The 19398-nt window shown below is 30.8% G+C and carries 14 protein-coding genes; 3 read left to right on the top strand and 11 right to left on the bottom strand.

Annotated elements, in window-relative coordinates:
* Positions 1–6: 6 nt before the first annotated feature.
* Both EYW44_RS02065 and EYW44_RS02070 read right to left on the bottom strand, forming a co-directional pair.
* Entirely contained in the window at positions 7–315 is a 309-nt protein-coding gene (locus EYW44_RS02065; RefSeq protein WP_132721922.1) for a 2Fe-2S iron-sulfur cluster-binding protein, read from the bottom strand.
* A 14-nt stretch (positions 316–329) separates the two neighbouring features.
* The gene (locus tag EYW44_RS02070) at positions 330–1481 is read right to left on the bottom strand and encodes a cytochrome P450 (protein WP_132721924.1); all 1152 of its coding nucleotides are present in this window, start codon (positions 1479–1481) and stop codon (positions 330–332) included.
* Between the two features lie 127 nt (positions 1482–1608).
* Here EYW44_RS02070 and EYW44_RS02075 point away from each other — a divergent pair, with 127 nt between their 5' ends.
* Entirely contained in the window at positions 1609–2466 is an 858-nt protein-coding gene (locus EYW44_RS02075) for an AraC family transcriptional regulator (protein WP_132721926.1), read from the top strand.
* An 86-nt stretch (positions 2467–2552) separates the two neighbouring features.
* Here the strand turns inward: EYW44_RS02075 and EYW44_RS02080 are convergent, their stop codons facing one another.
* From EYW44_RS02080 to galK, 9 genes are all read right to left on the bottom strand, one after another.
* Complete coding sequence (locus EYW44_RS02080) at positions 2553–3626, bottom strand: beta-agarase (RefSeq protein ID WP_207893734.1); 1074 nt, start codon at positions 3624–3626, stop codon at positions 2553–2555.
* Between the two features lie 96 nt (positions 3627–3722).
* On the bottom strand, positions 3723–4733 hold the full coding sequence (gene galE / locus EYW44_RS02085) for a UDP-glucose 4-epimerase GalE (protein WP_132721928.1): 1011 nt from the start codon (positions 4731–4733) through the stop codon (positions 3723–3725).
* 130 nt (positions 4734–4863) lie between these two features.
* Positions 4864–6465 carry a SwmB domain-containing protein gene (locus tag EYW44_RS02090; RefSeq protein WP_132721930.1) on the bottom strand — a complete coding sequence of 534 codons (1602 nt, stop codon included), beginning with the start codon at positions 6463–6465 and terminating at the stop codon, positions 4864–4866.
* A gap of 2 nt (positions 6466–6467) precedes the next feature.
* Entirely contained in the window at positions 6468–8216 is a 1749-nt protein-coding gene (locus tag EYW44_RS02095) for a RagB/SusD family nutrient uptake outer membrane protein (protein ID WP_132721932.1), read from the bottom strand.
* Positions 8217–8229: 13 nt separating this feature from the next.
* Entirely contained in the window at positions 8230–11322 is a 3093-nt protein-coding gene (locus EYW44_RS02100) for a SusC/RagA family TonB-linked outer membrane protein (protein ID WP_132721934.1), read from the bottom strand.
* A 501-nt stretch (positions 11323–11823) separates the two neighbouring features.
* Entirely contained in the window at positions 11824–12837 is a 1014-nt protein-coding gene (locus tag EYW44_RS02105; RefSeq protein WP_132721936.1) for an aldose epimerase family protein, read from the bottom strand.
* The gene (locus tag EYW44_RS02110) at positions 12838–13854 is read right to left on the bottom strand and encodes a LacI family DNA-binding transcriptional regulator (RefSeq protein WP_132721938.1); all 1017 of its coding nucleotides are present in this window, start codon (positions 13852–13854) and stop codon (positions 12838–12840) included.
* Between the two features lie 32 nt (positions 13855–13886).
* Positions 13887–14915, bottom strand: a complete 1029-nt coding sequence (locus tag EYW44_RS02115) for a UDP-glucose--hexose-1-phosphate uridylyltransferase (protein WP_132721940.1) — start codon at positions 14913–14915, stop codon at positions 13887–13889.
* 2 nt (positions 14916–14917) lie between these two features.
* The gene (gene galK / locus EYW44_RS02120; protein WP_132721942.1) at positions 14918–16036 is read right to left on the bottom strand and encodes a galactokinase; all 1119 of its coding nucleotides are present in this window, start codon (positions 16034–16036) and stop codon (positions 14918–14920) included.
* A gap of 267 nt (positions 16037–16303) precedes the next feature.
* Between galK and EYW44_RS02125 the strand changes: the two genes are divergently transcribed.
* Positions 16304–17866 carry a tetratricopeptide repeat protein gene (locus EYW44_RS02125; protein ID WP_132721944.1) on the top strand — a complete coding sequence of 521 codons (1563 nt, stop codon included), beginning with the start codon at positions 16304–16306 and terminating at the stop codon, positions 17864–17866.
* A 503-nt stretch (positions 17867–18369) separates the two neighbouring features.
* The gene (locus EYW44_RS02130) at positions 18370–19389 is read left to right on the top strand and encodes a zinc-dependent alcohol dehydrogenase (protein ID WP_132721946.1); all 1020 of its coding nucleotides are present in this window, start codon (positions 18370–18372) and stop codon (positions 19387–19389) included.
* Positions 19390–19398 lie beyond the last annotated feature (9 nt).

Here is a 19398-nt window from a genome sequence, read left to right on the forward strand (position 1 = left end):
ATGGAATTATTTAGCTACGGTTAATTCAACACCATCAATAGCTTCAGTGATTTCAATTTGACAACAAAGGCGACTAAACTCATTGGCATCATCTGATAACTCTAGCATGTCAACTTCAATACTACTAGCTTTACCTACTTTGTCGATATCTTTTTCAGCAACAAAAACATGACAAGTAGCACAAGAACAAACGCCACCACAATCACCATCAATTCCTTGTACACCATTGTTTACAGCTAATTGCATTACATTGCCTGAGTTTCCTTCTAATATTATCTTTTCTTTATTGTTTGTTATAAAAGTTATGTTAGCCATAATTATTTTATTACTTATTTGTTAAACGTTACATTTAGTTCGTGAAATCCTACTTTGCGATTAAATTCGCCCCACTTTTCAATGTTTTCTTTACTATTTATAATATCTATTGATGTTACTTTATCGGCTAAGAGTGCTAATAGTGTTCGCATTATTTGACGCGCATGAGTTGCACCTAAACAGTTATGATGACTAAATCCGAAAGCTACATGTGGATTTATTTTTCTATCAAAATTTACTTCATTTGGATTTTTAAAAACAGTTTCATCTCTGTTAGCAGATGCCCAGCACAATGAAACTCTAGTATCGTTTTTAATTGCATGTTCACAAATTTGAGTATCTTCTGTAACCACTCTTCCCATATGAGTTAAAGGAGAAAAATATCGGATTAATTCTTCTACAGCTTTGTTAATTTTATCAGGGCTATTTTTAACCTCTAATAAAGATTCAGGATGTTCAGCAAAATAAGCTACAGTATTGGTTACTGCATTTATTACAGTATCTCTGCCACCTGCAAAAGTTAAAATCATAATTCCTTTTATTTCATCATGAGTTAACTTTTTGCCATTTACTTCTGATTGTAATAAAACGGAATATAAATCTTCACCTAAATTATTTCTAGCAGCATTAATTTTTTCGTCTAAATAATCATATAACACGTTCGCTTTTGAAGCATCTAAACTATCGTCTTCACTTCTAAATACATGTGTACCCCAAGAAATAAATGTTTCTGATTCTGATAAAGAAGTGTTTAATAATATTGTAAGCGCTCTAGACTGCAGTTTTAAAGAGAAATCGTGTACAACTTCGATTGTATCTTTTGATAATACTTCATCAAGTAATGTTGAAATTTGATCTTTTAAAACTTCTTGGTACTCTTTGCCATTCGGTCTTTTAAACCAACCGTCTAATAATTCTCTAAAGTCTTTATGTAATGGAGGATCTACTTCAAAAGGAATTTGCCTGATATCACGAATATTTACTTCTGAAGGAACAACAATTCTTCCCGGAGTTGCTCCTGATTGGTATGTTTTCCAATTATGAGCTGTTTTTCTGACATCTTTATGACGTAAAATCATTGCCACAGGATCATTTTGATCATCTATGTGTTCTAAACCAGTTTTTTGTCTAGCTTCTTCAAAAGGATCTGAAAATTCACTTTTCATAAATATCGTGTTGTTTTTTACAAATTTGATAAGATCTCTTTTTTAATCATCGAAGGATATTGTCAATTATTTGAACTATATTTCCGTTGGTTTTAGTTTTTATTTATTTTTAGCGATATATTGGTTTATGAGAGCTATTGAAGAGCAATTATTTTATATAAATCAGCAATCATTTTTAATTTCTGAATTCAATCAGGACTATTTTGATTCTCCATTACATTTTCATCAAGAGTACGAATTAACGTTTGTAGAGTCTGGTTATGGAACTCGATTTGTAGGAACAAGTGTAGAATTATTTTCTGAAGGAGATTTAGTATTAATAGGTCCGCAATTAGCTCACTATTGGCGTTGCGATACAGATTTTTATGAAGAAAAAGGATTAGTAGCCAAGAGTCAAGTGATTCAATTTAAAGACGAATTGTTTTTTGCGAATGAACTTCCAGAAATGAAAAATATTCATTCATTATTAAAAAAATCAATCAGCGGAATTCATTTTGCTAATGGAGAAAAATACAAAGAGCAGATAGCTTTGTTAAAAACATCAACAGGGCTTTCTAGATTATTAGCTTTTTATAAAATTTTAGAAGAATTAAGTTTAGATAGTGATCAACGATTGTTATCTACCACAGAAAGTACTCAATTTTACCAAGCAAAAGATAGTGCTACTTTTCAGAAAATACTAAACTATATTTTTGATAATTTAGAAAATGAGATTTCTTTAGAAGAAGTGGCTAATAAGGTTTTTATGAGTAAGTCTTCTTTCTGTAAGTATTTTAAAAAAAGAACTAAAACTACATTTACAGACTATATAAATAGATTGAGAATAACAAAAGCAGCTAAAATATTAGTAGAATCAGATTTAACAATATCTCAAGTTTGTTTTGCTTCAGGTTTCAATAGTCTAAGTTATTTTAACAGACAGTTTAAAAAACAAAAAAAAGTAAATCCGAAGGAGTATGTAAAATTGTATAAGGCAAAAAAATAACGTGAATCTTACAAAGGAGTTTATCTTGATTAAGGGGATTATTTCAAGATGATTAAAGAGTCCAAGATCCACGTTATGTAATATTGTTAATTGCTAACGGGTTTAAAAACTCTAATCCAATCTACTTTTAAAACATGATCTTCAGGGGCATTGGCTATTTCTTCATCTGTAGGAAATCTATCAGCAGCGGCATTCCAATTTTGAACTTCAGCATTAATAATAATATCCATTTCTTTATGTAATCCTGTTCTTGTATTATCTGCCGTTTGAGTAGGTGAGGTGTACCCTAAAGGATCTATTCCGTCTTTACCGGAAACAGTATCTAGGTTATCCATAACTTTAATAAGATTTCCGTTCACATAATATTCCAAATGAGTTGGAGATTTCCAATAAACACCAATACGAACCCAATCACTTGATACAAATGGGTATCCATCAATTTTTTGCCATGTGCTAGCATCCTTCGGTTGGTAATCTTGAAAAGGATCTCTAATAAAAACATGATGGCTTATATGGAATCGTTCACTAAACCATGTTTGACCATCTCTAGGGTTTTGAGCTCCATATGCTTCTAAAATATCAATTTCTTGGGTGTCATCAGGACTTAACATCCATATATCTGAAGCAAAAAATGCATTCGCAGCTTTTACTTTAGTTTCAACATAAACAGGATATTTTACTCTTTTAGTAGAGGTAATGCAACCTAAACGTGTTGCTTTATCTGTGTATGTTTCTGTTCCAGAAGTATACGTTTTCATTTCTCCTGGTTCTCGTGTTGTAATTAAACGAAGATTTCCACCAGAAACAGTAACATTCTCATGTTTCCAAATGGTAGCTCCTGGTCCATCCCACTGATTGTGATAAAAATTAGTCCATTTACCACTTCCAAATTCAACAAGATTCGGTTCTCCTGCAAATTCATATTCAAAATCATCAGAAAGATCTGCTTGAAATTCCCAAGTCATTCCATCACCTGCATTGGCAGGAACCGGAATGGTCATCCAAGTTTCAGTGGTATTATCGTTGTCATTGTCATTGTCTGTTCCTGAATTACCATCATTTCCAGTATTAATAGGATTATTTGTTGGTGTTTCAGGGCTAGAAGAGCAAGCAACACCTAATGTTATAATTATTATAAAAAATAGATTCTTAAATTGCATATTATTTAAAATTTAGCATGTATTTGCCATCCAAATATAAAATCATGCAAAATGAAATAGTAAAAATTGAACTAGACAAAAACTTAATACCCTTAATTAAATCAAGCTTTTTTGCCATTCCCAGGCAGACTTTAAAGCTTCTTCTAATGTTTTTTCTGTTTTCCAGTTTAATTCGTTTGCTACCTTATTTGTATCAGCATAAGCAGCTGTAACATCTCCTTCTCGTCGAGTAGTGATTTTATAGTTTAGTTTTAAATTATTTGCATGTTCAAAAGCATTTATTATTTCTAAAACAGAACTACCTTTTCCTGTTCCTACATTAAAATATTCAAACTTCTCTTTGTTTTCATTGCTTAACAATCTTTGTAAAGCAGCAGTGTGAGCTTTTGCTAGATCAACAACATGAATATAATCTCTAATAGCAGTTCCATCAGGTGTATCGTAATCATTGCCAAATACTGAAAGTTGTTCTCTAATTCCGGCAGCTGTTTGCGTGATATATGGAATTAAATTTTGAGGTACACCTAGAGGAAGTTCACCAATTTTAATACTATCATGTGCGCCAATTGGATTAAAATATCTTAAAGCAATAGCATTCATATTATGAACTTTACAAGTATCTCTAATAATTTCTTCTCCAATTTGTTTTGTATTACCATAAGGTGAAATTGCAGGTTTTACAGGTGATTTTTCTGTAATAGGAAGTTCAGCAGCTTGTCCGTAAACTGTACATGAAGAGCTGAAGATGAAATGATCAATTTTGTGATCTCTCATTTCTTGTAGTATATAAACTAATGTACCAATATTATTTTCGTAATAATCTAAAGGTTTTTCAACACTTTCACCCACAGCTTTAGAAGCTGCAAAATGAATAATACCATCAATAGTATTTGTATTAAAAAAATGTTTTACCTCTTTCTTATTACGTAAATCTATATTGAAGAATGCTGCTTTTTTAGAAGTAATTTGTTCAATATTATCTAAAACTTCCATTTTAGAATTTGATAAGTTGTCTATGATAATTACATCAAATCCTGTGTTTTGAAGTTCTACTACAGTATGTGATCCAATAAAACCTAAGCCACCAGTTACTAGAATTTTTTTCATTTTTTTATGTCAATTAATTTATTTGATATTTTACTAAAAGAATTAAGCCTAAAAAATTTAGGCTTAATTTCTGAATGACTCCAGTTGAATGAAGTCAATTATACAATATGAAAACTTAATGGATTTGTTTTTATGGACGTAAGTTTACTTTTCTTAATGTTAAGTCGTCCATATAAAATTTTAAAGAAGAATTATTAAATTCATTCCATCCTCTAATGGTAAGTGTTTTTTCTCCAGTTTCATTAAACTTAACAAATACAGAGGTATATACCCATTCTCCTACATTAAAATCAGGAGTGAAACCAGGATTAGGACCCACAGACCAATCAGTGTCAGGGAACCAATATAATCTAACATCTGGAGTAAAAGTAGGGGCAGGGTTTCCTCTATCCACAAGATAGGTCCAAACACCAATTTCATAATCAATACCTGCTTCTGCAGAAAACGTGTAGTCATCTCCTGTATTTGTTTTACCTGCTAAAACCATTCCCTTACCTGCACCGGTCGAAAGGTTTCCATCTAACTCTAGATAAATACTATTTGTTCCAGATTTTGCTTGTGTAGAAGTAACATTGCTCGTAAATGTATTCCAATCTAACCAACCAGCATATACCCAATTGCTATTATTACTGTTTTCAAAACTATGGTCTATGTTAGATTGTGTGTCAAAAATATTTTCAATTCTTTCAAATCCAACTATTGTTTCAGGTATAGCAGTTGCTTGTACTTGATCTGTAGTTGCTAATGCACCTGGATTATATGCTATTTTAACAACATCATCTCTATACACCGTTTCATTTAATGTTATTAATACAACATTTGGATTTGCAGTATCTACGGTTACTTCAGAAATTGTGACAGGAATATTCATTCCTCCATTTTCTAAACTTACAGTAAAGTCATTTGGATTTGTAGTAGCAGCATCCATATCTCTACTAAACTCTAGCCCAATTTTACCATCACGTTCATTCACAGCATCTAATGTAACAGGTTCTGTAGAAGGAACAACTTTGATTAAATTCTTTACAAAAATAGTATCTGCACCTGCTGGTCGGTTTCGACTAGCAATAAAATTAAGATCATGAACACCTAAACTTCTATAAGTAACATCAACATCAACATCAAATCCGTCAAAAGTTTCAGGAGTAGCACCGTTAAATGTCCAGTCAAAAGTATCTGGTTCTCCTTCTGCAATGTAAGAAAAACGTACTTTTTTACTAGCTGTTACTTCATTTTCAGCATTATCAGCAATTACTAGTGGCGCACCTAAAGTACCATCATCATTTAATAAATTGGCGGTTATACCAAGATTTACAGCAGATAATACACTAACAACAATAGTTGTATCAGCAACGTTTGAACCTGTTCCTTTACCGTCAGCAAAAACTTCTCCTTTAAATGTTTGATTTAATGTTACATTGTATTTTCCAGGAGTATTGAAAAAAGCTTTTACAATTTTCTTATTAGAAGTTACATCATTATCAGCCCCATCAATATCTACTACATTTTCAGGAAAAGTCCAAGTTCTAGAAATTACACCAGGAGAGGCATCACCAAAATCAATATCTTGATTTACATTTACTTTATTATCAAAGTCCATTTCTGAAGTGAAAATAGATCTTTGATTTGGTTCTATTAATGGTGTTTCTTCCTTATCACACTGAGTTAAAAAAGTTCCAATAAAAGTGATAAGTGAAACATAAATAATATTTTTAATTTTATTTTTTCTCATCTTTAGTTTGTTATTAGGTTACCGTTAGCCTGAACTTCTCCTGTAGGTATAGGTAAATAGTCGTGCTGACTAGGAGTATATGAACCATTAGCAATTGTAAAATCAGGTCTAATTCGTTCAATAATAAATAATGGAGCTACACCACCACTGTTTATTTGTAAAACAGTTTCTTTGTTAGCCTCTCTCCAAGCTTCATCTGCTGCTAATTCGCTAAAAACATCCGAAACAATTCCCCATCTTACAAGATCGTTCCATCTATGTCCTTCAAAACATAATTCAGAAGGACGTTCTACTCTTCGTAAATGTGTCATTACATTTTCAACAGAAGGAGAAACCATTGGTTGTGTACCATGTACTTCTTTACTAACATGTAACTGAGGAAACATTCCTCCATTATCTGTGATATATGTATCTAAAGCAATTACTCCAGATCTTGTTCTTACTCTGTCTATATAATCGATAGCTGTAGTAACATCTCCACTTTCTTCTAAAACTGCTTCAGCATACATTAGGTATACATCAGCTAGCCTAATATGTCTGAAGTTAATTCCTGATCTACCACTAAATTCAACAGCATCTTCTTGATCTTTATGATACCAATTAGAATGTTTTTTCACATAAGCACTTTGTCCGAATCCCCATCCTGGTCTATCGCCAAAAGGAAGATTATAGTATTCTCCTTCACCATTTATTGGAGCAATTGTAGCAGTCAATCTTTTTGAATGTGTATTTCCATCTGTATTTATTGAATTGGTAGGATCAATAACATCATTCAATAACATTTCATGTAAATAATAAGAAGCTAATAATGTGTTAAATGCGTTAAAACTTAATTGCCCTGTAGCAGACGAAAGGGTAGAAGCTTCTGCACCAACTCCTCCAGGGAAATCATCAACAGCACCACCACCAACACCTTGTGCTAATTCATCATTATAAGCAACTTCAAAAATAGATTCAGAGTTGAACTCTGTATCGTGTCTAAAATTATCCATGATATTGGTAGTTAATGAATAAACTCCAGAGTCAATTACTTCTTTAAAATTTTGAGCAGCCATAGACCAATCTTCTTCATACAAGTATACTTTTCCAAGTAAAGATGTAGCAGCACCCCAAGTAACACGACCTAAATCGTTTTCTGTCCAAGATTCTGGTAAATTAGATTTAGCAAATTCTAAATCAGGTTTAATTACTGTTTCAGTTATTTCTTGAATAGTTGATAAGTCTTTATTAAACTCACCTGCTGCTGGAACAGTGGTGTGAATGATACCTTGACCATATGTGTGTGCAATTTGAAAATAAAAGAAAGCTCTTAAAAAACGAGCCTGTGCTTCTATCTGAGCTTTATTATTATCATTAAAAACAACAGTTGCGTCGGCAGTTTGTATTTGGTTGATCACCTGATTGGCTCTAAATACACCTATGTAAAGTTCGCTCCATTTATCGGTAACATAAAATGTTCCATCATTAAATGTTAAGTTTCTGAATTGTAATGGCCTGTACCAAGGTTCAGTACCAGCAATATCACCTCTAACCATTTGGTGTTGTAATAATCCTCCACTAACAGATTGAAATTGTAGTGCTCCATAAACAGTAGTTAACGCCGCATTAAACTGTTCTTGTGTTTGCCAAAAGGTATCTTCTGTTACCGCATTTGGATTTACTTCTCGTAAGAATTCGTCTTCATCACAACTTACAAAGGTGATCACTAAAATAAGTAATGACAAAAATTTTATTTGTTTAAATTTTTTCATGATAAATAATTTTTTAGAAACCTAATTGAACACCTAAAGAAAACTGTCGAGAAACTGGATAATCTCCACGATCTATTCCTCTAGTAAAAATACCATCACCACCAACTTCAGGGTCAAAACCTGTATATCTGGTAAATGTAAAAGGGTTTACAGATGATATATATAATCTCGCTTTTGTTATTCCTGAACTTTCTAACCCAGGAATAGTGTAGCCTAATGTAATGTTTCTAATTCTCCAATAGGTTCCGTCTTCTAAGAAAAAGTCAGATCTTGCTCTAACATTATTATGAAAAGCACTGATTCTATCTGTTGGAATGTTTGAATTTGGATTTTGTGGAGACCACATATTGAATAAATCTCTGTGCCTTCCTTGTCCGTATGCATGTAATTTTGCCCCATTGTAAATTTCTGCTCCTTGCGAGTAAAAATTTTGAACATATAAATCGAAGTTTTTAAACTCAAAGTTAAAATCTAAACCAACTTCAAAATCAGCTTGTCCTGACCCTTTGTAAATTCTGTCATTATCATCAATTACATTATCTCCGTTTTGATCTACAAACATTAAATCACCCAATTGAGCACTACCATCAATAGGTAAATACGCATCTAGTTGTTCTTGAGTTTTAATAACTCCTGCATTTTCAACTAAGAAAAAAGCACCAGCTTCTCTACCAACTGCTAAGAAAGTAGTGAAATCGATATTAGGACCTTGAGATACTATTGGACGACCATTAGCAAAACCTCTTTGAATACCATTTAAATTTGTAACCGTATTTCTGTTACTAGTAAAGGTAGAAGAGAAGTTGTATTTTAAGCCAAAATTTGTTTCATCTTTATAAGAAACGGCAAATTCTAATCCTTTGTTAATCATGTCTCCAGCATTAATAACCAATACATCAAATACACCAGCACCACCTCCAGGTTGAGATGTACCAGCTGAAGGAGGTAATCGTTGCTCTAATAGCATATCTTCTCGACCATTTTCATAATAATCAGCAGTAAAAGAAAGTCTGTTGTCTAAGAAAGTAGCGTCTAATCCAATATTCTTAGAGATTGTTGTTTCCCAACGAATATTTTCATCAACAAAACGTCGTTGTGTAAAACCGAAATTTAAACTTTCATTAGGTCCAAATGGATAATTTACACCAGATTCAATAACAGGGGTAAATGCGTAGTTAGGAATGTTTTGATTTCCTACTTCAGCCCAACTACCTCTAAGTTTTAAGCTATTGATAAAGTTGATTTTTTCAAAGAATTTTTCTTCATGAATATTCCATCCAGCAGAAAAACCATAAAAATTACCAAATCTGTTTTTTAGCGCAAATCTAGAAGATCCATCTCTTCTGTAGCTTGCAGAAAAAAGATAACGTCCATCAAAGTTATATTGTAAACGTAATAATTTACCTGCTAATGTATTTCTTTGAATAACTTCTCTAGGTCTTGTTGCTTCTGCTCCAGCACTAAGTACTTGTATATCATTACTTGCAGTTTCATCAAAAATAACACCAGCAGCAATGTCTTGACTTTCTTGTTCTTCATAAGAAATTACTCCGGTAAAATTTAAATTATGTTTTCCAAAATCAGTTTTATAATTTACAATACCTTCAACAGTTTCTCTTTTATTAAATATTAAAAACCTATCTAATAAAGCATTTGTTCTAGAGGCAGTAGGATTTATTTGACCGCTAAAATCTCTAACAATGTATTGAGGTCTAAACCATTTTCTTCTAAAATCCCATGTATTTCTACCTAGGTTTAATTTTACATCTAATCCTTTTGTGATTTCATAACTAAAGTTGGCAGCAATATTGGTTGAATTAACTTCTCGTTCATCAATATTTGTTAGGTTTCTAGATAAATTACTAAATAAAATAGCGTTTCTAACTGGTATTGATACTGTATTTTGCCCCACATTTGTAATTTGACTAAGACTAGGTTGCCAAGGATTTTGAGCTACAGCAAATTCATATAAAGCAAAAGGTTCTTGCTCGGTATCTTCTTGATTTATACCTACAGAAGCAAAGGCTTTGAATTTACCTTTGGTATAATCGGCGGTTAATCTATTAGCGATTCTTCTAAAACTTGATTGAATAATAACTCCTTCTTGATCGAAATAAGAGCTACTAAAATTAACTCTTAAATTTTTAGTACCTCCATTTAAATTTAAACCAAGACTTTGAACTAAAGCATTATTGTTTTGAATATCTTCTACAAAATTAGAATTAAAGTCTAAAGCATTCGGATTAAAAAAGAAAACTAAAGGTTCTTGTCCAATAGCATTTAGTCTAGTGTCTTCCGCAAATAACTGTTGTGTTGTATTCATCAAAGGAGTACCTGAGGTAATGTTTTGAATACCTGTATATGCATTCAAATCAATTTGCATTCTACCTTTTTTACCTTTTTTGGTAGTGATTAAAATAACTCCGTTTGAAGCTCTTACTCCATAAACAGATGCAGAAGCACCATCTTTTAGAATGTCGATAGATTCAATTTGTTCTGGTGCGATATTTGGATTGTCTGTAAAAGGAACTCCATCTACTACGTAAAGAGGACCTAATGCTCCTGGATTTACAGAACCTAAACCTCTAATTTGAATATTTGCAGCTTGTCCGGGTCTACCATTAGCTGCTTGAATGTTTACACCTGCTACTTTCCCTTGTAAGGCGGTACCTAAATCGGCTACAGCTAATTTAGTGATGCTTTCTGCTTTTACATTTGCAACAGCTCCAGTGATTTCTTTTTTTCGTTGAGTACCATATCCAACTACTACAATTTCTTCCAATACATTGGCTTCAACTTTTAAGCTTACATTTAAATTGTTTGTTGATTTCGTTACCTTAATTTTTTGAGTTTTGTATCCTATAAAACTAATCACTAATGTGCTGTTTGGAGTAGCAGTAATTTTATAGATACCATCAAAATCGGTTTCGGTACCTGTAGATGTACCTTCTATAATTACACTTGCTCCTGGCAAGGGATTGTTTTGTTCATCAAAAACCTTCCCTTTTACATCAATGTTTTGAGCTTTTGAATAGCCAAAAACAAGCAAAAAGACCAATGTAACTATGAGGTTTTTGAAATGAGAATATTGCAAATTTTCATTCATATTTTTGTTTTTTTATTGGTTATGAGGTTCAAATATTATTAAATTATAAAATTATGTCTAAAATATGCACTAGATAAAAACTTGACAAAAACGTTTTAGTAGCGTAATTACTAAGTTTTTGCTTGAAAATGCCAATAAAACAGCAGTATTAAGATATAATGTTGAGTTTTTATTTTTTTAACATTAAAATTTATGATACATAATTTTTACCTCTTTTTTTTATCGTTTTTTTATTTTGAAATATTGTGTTTTATATTCTAAATTGTTGATAAAAATTATTTCTTATAAATTGTTGTCTTTTAAATTACGATTAATCATGTTTTTGATCACTTTTAAAACTTAAAAAAGAATGTTTGAATCATGTGAATTTAGAGTAGGATTATTGGTTTAATTTTTATTATTTCAGAGGTGAAATTAATAAGTATTTTGGTTAAACTTTACTTTAAATTAAAATGTAGATAACAAAAAAGAGTTCTAATTAAAATAGAACTCTGTGATTATTTAAGATTGAAGTATTGAAAAACTTAGTTTAGTCTTGTTTTCATATTCCTCAGACGGATAAATTAATGTAGAAGGAAAATGAGGTTTGTTTGGAGTATCAGGATATTTTTGAGTTTCAAAACAAATAGCAGGATAATTACTGTAACTACCATTTAAATTAAGATGATTGAAATTTAATGGAGTATAAATAACAACTCCAGGTTGATTGGTTGATATTTCCATTTGAATACCTGTTTCATTAGAGCTTAATATAACACCACTATTTTTTGAATTGAATATAAAGGTATCGTCTAAACCTGAGAATTGATTGTTTCCAATGATTTTTGAATTTCTAAAATCGTAAGATGTATTATTTACGGGTAAAATTTTTCCTGTTGGAATTAATAATTCATCAACTTGAAGGTGTTTATTACAATTTAAATAGAGATGATGGTTTAGTATTGAGTCTTTACCATTTAAATTATAATAATTGTGATTGGTAATGTTTACATGTGTTTTTTTATCTGAAGTGGCTGTGTAAATAATTTCAACTTCATTGTTATCTGTTAATATAAATGTGGCGTTTAAACTAAGATTTCCGGGAAAACCTTCTTCTAAATGGGCACTTTCATATGAAAAAGTAGCTTTAGAAATATGTTTGTTTTGCTTTTCTACTTCTTTAATTTTCCATATTTTTCTATCAAAACCATTGTTACCTCCGTGCAAATGAACACCATTATCATCATGATTTAATGTATACACACAATCGTCAATGGTAAACGATTTCTTGGAAATTCTACCAGCATACCTTCCAACAGTACTGCCTAAATATATTCTTTCGTTTAAATAAGTATTGCTCCAGTAATCTTGTTCTTGTTTTAAATTTAAAATTACATTAGTTAGTGTGTTGTTTTTATTAGGAACTTTTAAGCTAGTAATGGTAGCTCCAAATGAGTTAACGATTAACTCCATTCCATTCTTATTTGTTAACTGAATAGATGATGGAATTGTTGAGGTTAATTGGTTTTTTTTCATTTATAAGGAAGATTGCCTTTTGATAAGATTGGCTTTTAAAACCGTATGTGTAAATGTTTTTGGTGTTTCTGTATTGCCTTCTTGAATTCGTTGTATTAAAGTATTTAATGCTTGTTTGCCCATTTCTTCTTCATTTTGACTTATAATAGATAAAGAAGGAGTTGTGTATTGAGGAATAATTCCATCAGTAAAGCCAATTACAGAAATGTCTTTAGGTACATTAAAACCATTTTCTTGTATCACTTTTAAAGCACAAATAGCTGATAGTTGATCAGAAGTAATTATTGCATCAATGGTGTTGTTTTTTAAATGCTGTATTAATATAGCATCAAACTCATTGTAGTTAGGTATTTCAATAATCAGATTATTTTCTAGTTCTAATTCTTTTAGCGTTTTTAAGTATCCGTCTTTTCTTAGTTTACTTACACTTGTTTGAAAAATAGTCGATAAAAAAGCAATGTTTTTGCATCCCTTGCTGTATAGGTGTTTAGTGGCAGTACAAGTGGCTTCAAAATCGTCAATGGTAATTTTATCACATTCAATTTCATTACAAACCCTATCAAACATTACTACAGGTAATTTTCGTTGACTAAAATTTTTTAAATGAGAGTATTCTTGTAAATCTTCTGTTTCTTGAGATAAAGAAATGATAATTCCATCTACACTACCATTAAATAAAATAGATACTCCTTCAATTTCTTTTTCTAATGAGTCGTTAGATAAGCTAATTAAAATCTTATAGTTCTTTTTAGCAGCTTCCTCTTCAATAGCTCGTATTACTTTAGCAAAAAAATCACTTTCAATATTCGGTAACACAACACCTATTCGTTTGGTAGCATTAGATTTTAAACTTCTAGCTACATCATTAGGTACATAATTTAAAGATTTAGCAATTCTTAGTACATTATTTTTGGTGTAATCACTTATTTCGTGACTATCGTTTAATGCTTTAGATACCGTTGATGTTGAAACCTTTAAAATTTTTGCAATATCTTTTAATGTAACTTGATTACTCATAGTTTAGAAGAGTTTTTTAGGGTGAAATCATTTTATAAACTATAATGTTTGCTACTTAAACCTTTTAAAGTATTAGCAGCTTGCTCTGCGGTAATATCTCGTTGTGGATTGGCAAACATTTCATAACCAACCATAAACTTTTTTACATCTGCAGAACGTAATAAAGGAGGGTAAAAAGACATATGAAAATGCCATTCAGGGTGCCTTTTGTCTGTTGGAGCCTGATGTATTCCAGAAGAATAAGGAAAAGAAGTTTGAAACAAATTATCATATCTAATAGTAACTTCTTTAATTATTTCTGAAAAAGCAACGATTTCTTCTTCGTTTAATTGCTGAATATTGTTGTAATGCTTAATAGGAGCAATCATAACTTCATATGGCCATACAGCCCAAAATGGAACTAAGGCAACAAAGTGCTGGTTTTTAACAATGATGCGTTCATCTAATGATAACTCTTTTTGAATATAACTTTCTAGTAAACTTTTTCCAGTTTTATTGAAGTGTTTTAATTGTTGCGCTTGTTTTTTAAGTACAATTTCAGGAATAGAGTTTTGAGCCCAAATTTGTCCATGCGGATGTGGGTTACTACAGCCCATAATAGCTCCTTTATTTTCAAATATCTGAACGTGGTTAATTTGCTCTTTGCTTCCTAATTCAAGATATTCTTTTCTCCATAATTGTACAACTTCAACAATTTCAGTTACCTTCATTAAAGGCAATGTAAGTGAATGATTTGGGGAAAAACAAACTACCTTGCAAATACCAGATTCTGTTTTTGCTTTTAGCATGTCATCTTCAAAAGTTTCTTCAACTACATCTTGTTGCAGTGCAGCAAAATCATTTGTAAATACAAAAGTAGAGGTGTAATTTGGATTTACTTCTCCGTTTGCTCTAGTATTTCCTGGGCATAAGTAACAATCAGGATCGTACTCTATTTTTGGTAAAGTAGTAGGAACATCTTTTTTTCCTTGCCAAGGTCTTTTAGTCCTATGAGGAGAAACTAACACCCATTCATCTGTTAGTATATTATATCTTCTATGTGATTTATTATTGATAGTCATAATTATATTTTTACCCCGTCACCAATATGAATAGCAATAGGAGTTAAATCTATTGAGAATTGATTTCTATAAGCGATAGACATTTCTTCTATTAAATTTTCTACAAAATCTTTATGGATGATATTAATGGTGCAACCTCCAAAACCACCGCCCATCATTCGTGCTCCTAAAATTTGATCGTAGTTTTTTGAGTATTCCACTAAAAAATCAAGTTCAGGACAGCTCACTTCGTATAATTTACTTAAACCTTCATGAGATTGGTATAACAAGTTTCCCAAAGCGTGTAAATCTTTACAATTAATAGCTTCAACTGCTTTTAAAGTGCGTTGATTTTCTTTAGATGTGTAAAGAGCTCTGTTGTAAATTTTTTCTGGAAGAAGATTTTTAAATTCCTTAACCACTTCAGGTTTTACATCACATAAGTATTTGAGATCGTTATACTTTGCGTTAATTACTTTCATAGCAATTTCGCATTCTCCCCTTCGAACATTGTATTCACTAGAAGCTAAGTTGTGAGAAACATTGGTGTTTAGTAGTATAAGTTTATAGTCACCAAAGTCAACTTTTATGGTTTTATATTCTTGCGTTTTACAGTTTAAAAGTAATAAATGATCTTTTTGACCTTTTACCACGGTAAACTGATCCATAACACCACATTTAGTTCCCACCATTGTGTGTTCAGCATCTTTAGATAATTTAATAATTTCTGTATCAGAAAGTCCTAGTTTGAAAAGTTCATTTAAACCTTTAGCAACACCACATTCTAAGGCAGCCGAAGAGCTTACTCCCGAACCTAATGGTAAATTACTATCAATATAACAGTCAAATCCTTTTACAGCATCGGGTCTTAAAACATTTATGTAAAAAATAACACCTATAATGTAATTGTGCCATTCTATACTGCTTCTGTTTAAGTCAGATAAACTGAAGGTAAATTCACTATCTATATTTTTAGAATATACAGTCACATTGTTACTGTTATTCTTTTTCATTTTAAGAGTGATTTTTTTGTCAATTGCTGCGGGTAAGGCATGACCTCCATTATAATCTACATGTTCTCCTATTAAATTTATTCTACCAGGAGATTTTACCACAAGATCATAAGAATCGTTTTTGTTCATAATTAAAGAAAGATTTAAACACACAAGTGCATCAAGTAAATATATGTATGCAAGGCATTAAAAATTAGAAGAATTAACTTGATAAAAACTAGACAAGATTACGGTAATCCCTTATAAAATAATGGACAATAACTTTTTGCGGATTTTTTTTGACTCTGTTTTATTGTTAATATTGTTTTCTATCAATAATTCTCTACAAAGTTTTTTAAAATGATATATAAGTTATTCCATAGGATATTTTTTCTGTTTTTGATGTTTTTTTTTAGTTTGAGTAATGTTCAAAGTCAAAATGAACAAACAGATAAAATTTATGAAAAAGCAATAAAAATTCGATTGCAGTATCCAGATAGTGCTATCAACTTATTAAACAAAAGTTATGAAAAGTACATTCAAAAAAGTGATACTTTAAAAGCAATTTATAGTATTTTAAATCAAAGTGAGATTTACGAGAATAATGCAAAGTATGCTAAGTCTTACGAAATACTATGGAAAGCAGTTATCATGTTAGATAATTCTAAAAAAGAAAGTTTAAAGTCTGTTTTATATCACAGGTTAGGTAGAATTTTTTCATACCACAAAAGAGAAAAAGAATCTGTAAAATATTTAAAAAAAGCATTAAATATTCAAAAAGGAATAATGGAAGATAATAATTTTTCAAAAGCAGCTTTGGTTCCCTATTATTATTCTTTAGTAGCCACTTACAGAGAATTAAAAAAAGATAAACTTACAGAGGCATATTTAGATAGTTGTTATATGTACTATAAAGATAAAGAATCATTAATGGATAAATCTTTTATTGATTTTGAAAAAGCTTGTCAATTAATAAAAACAGACAGTCGCAAAGCAATAAAGTTATTGGATGAACTTTACCCTTGGTTTAAAGATAATTCACCAACATATTTAGTTTTGTTTAATAAATACAAAGGAGATGCGTATTTAGCTACTTCTAATCTCAATGAAAGTGAGAAATGTTATTTGGAGGCCTTAAAAATATCTAAAGAGTATAATAGTCATGTAGATTTTACAGCACTTATATATCAACAACTTTCTAAATTGTATGCCACAAAAGGGAATTACAAATTGGCATTTGAAAATTTAAATAAAGAGAAAGAATTAGATCAAACGGTATTTGATATCCGTAGTGAAAGAAATCAAAACCATATAGAAATTAAAAATGAATATTTAATAGAAAAGCAAAAACAAAATCAATTATTACAAGAGCAATATTTGAAGCAATTAGAACAAGAGGATAAGATTAAAAACTTACAAAGAATAGTACTTTTAATCTCTATTGTATTTATTATAGGTATTGGTTTTTCTTATGTGAAAAGGTTGAGATACAAACACACTTCTGAAAGACGAATGTTAGAAATGAGTAAAGAGTTAGAAATAAAAAAGAAAAATGAAATGTTAGAGGTAAAGAATAGAGAGTTAGCTACTTCTGCATTACAAATAATTGAGAAGGACGAACTGCTGAAAATGTTGAAGAATAAAATTGAAACATCTGGCACCGATAAGTCTAAGGTACAACAGATTAATAATGTGTTAAGAACGATATCAATCAGTAATAATAAGAATTGGGAAGAGTTTAAATTGCGATTTGTTGATGTTAATAAAGAGTTTTATGATAAAATTTTCGAGCTTTTTCCAAAATTAAGTCAAGGTGATCAAAAGATATGTGCTTTAATTAAACTTAATTTTTCTAGTAAAGATATGGCAAAGTTATTAGGTATTTCTGTAGAATCTGTTCATACATCTCGTCATAGAATTCGTAAAAAAATGAATCTAGATAGAAGTATAAATTTAGAGGATTTTATCAATTCAATTTAACCTATTATTCTACTACAAAAGAGTAAAATTTAAAGAGATTTACAATGGAATGCTAACTGTAAAATCTCAATTAAGTTATGTTTAAATTGAAGATAAGATAAATTTCAAGGTGTTTTTTTAGGAATCATTCATTGCAAAAACACCTTGGAATCTTAATCTAAAATGAACAATAGCTCTGAAACTTCATTTTTAAGTAGGTTTCTCTACTTAGTTTTTCACAAAGAATTATTCTTGGAAATTTAGCTCTTAATCCTAACTAAATTAAAGGATTAAGACGATTTAAGTAACTTCTATTATAACTTTCAAAAAGCATGTATTAAACATGTAAAGTTTTTGTCAAGTACCGTTTCTAACTGATAGGTAGTGTTTTCATCTATTTTTAACTCACACAATCTGGTACTGTAAACTACGATCAATTTTTCAGTCAAGTACCTGGTTCAAGAAATCAATTGAATAATTACATAGAGGTGTTAGGTCTCTAAAGCAAATCAAATTTTAAGTAAATGAAAGCAACTCTTTACGAGGGTAATAAAGTACTGTCTTTAATTGATAAAGATATTGAAACACCCAAAGCAGATGAGGTAAGAATAAAAGTAGCATATGCAGGAGTATGTGGTACAGATATGCATATTTATCATGGAATGATGGATAAAAGAGTAAGTATTCCTTTAACTATTGGTCATGAAATGTCTGGAACTATTGATGCATTAGGCGAAAATGTTACTGATTATAAAGTAGGAGATAAAGTAGTGGTAAGACCTTTAGATGATAGATTAGCTAAACCATCCGATAAAGGCTTTAATCATATTTGTGAAGAATTAAAATTTATCGGAATTGATAGTCCTGGAGCAATGCAACAGTATTGGAATGTTCCAGCTTTTACATTACATAAACTTCCAGAAACAACTGATTTAAAAATAGCCGCATTAGTAGAGCCACTTTCAGTAGCTACGCACGATGTTCGTATGAGTGAATTAAAACCAGGTGAGTATGCAGTTGTGTTAGGTGGTGGACCAATAGGAATGTTAATTGCTTTAGTCGCTAAAGAAATGGGTGCGAATGTTATAATTTCTGAGGTTAATGAAAGTAGAATAGCAAAAGCTAAAGAAATGGGATTAGAAGCTGTGAGTCCTGTGAATACCGATTTGGTAAGTTATGTAAAAGAAAAAACTGATGGAAGATTAGCTGATGTGGTTTTTGAAGTAGCAGGTGTGCAGCCAACCTTAGATGTTATGACAGAAGTAGCAGGAATTAGAGGCCGAATTGTAATGGTGGCTATTCATGGAGAACCAAAACCAGTGAATTTATTTAAATTTTTCTGGAAAGAGTTAAAACTAATAGGGGCAAGAGTTTATGAAAAAGAAGACTACAATAAAGCAATTGAATTAATTAGCGAAAAACCTTCCATTTTTTCTGAGATGATTACAAGTGTACAATCAATAGCCAAAATTCAAGAAATTTTTGAAAGCATCGATGAAAATCCGAATGGAATGAAAACATTAATTGATTGTCAATCTATATAAAAGAGAACA

It is taken from the genome of Tenacibaculum sp. M341, assembly GCF_004337695.1.
GTDB lineage: Bacteria > Bacteroidota > Bacteroidia > Flavobacteriales > Flavobacteriaceae > Polaribacter.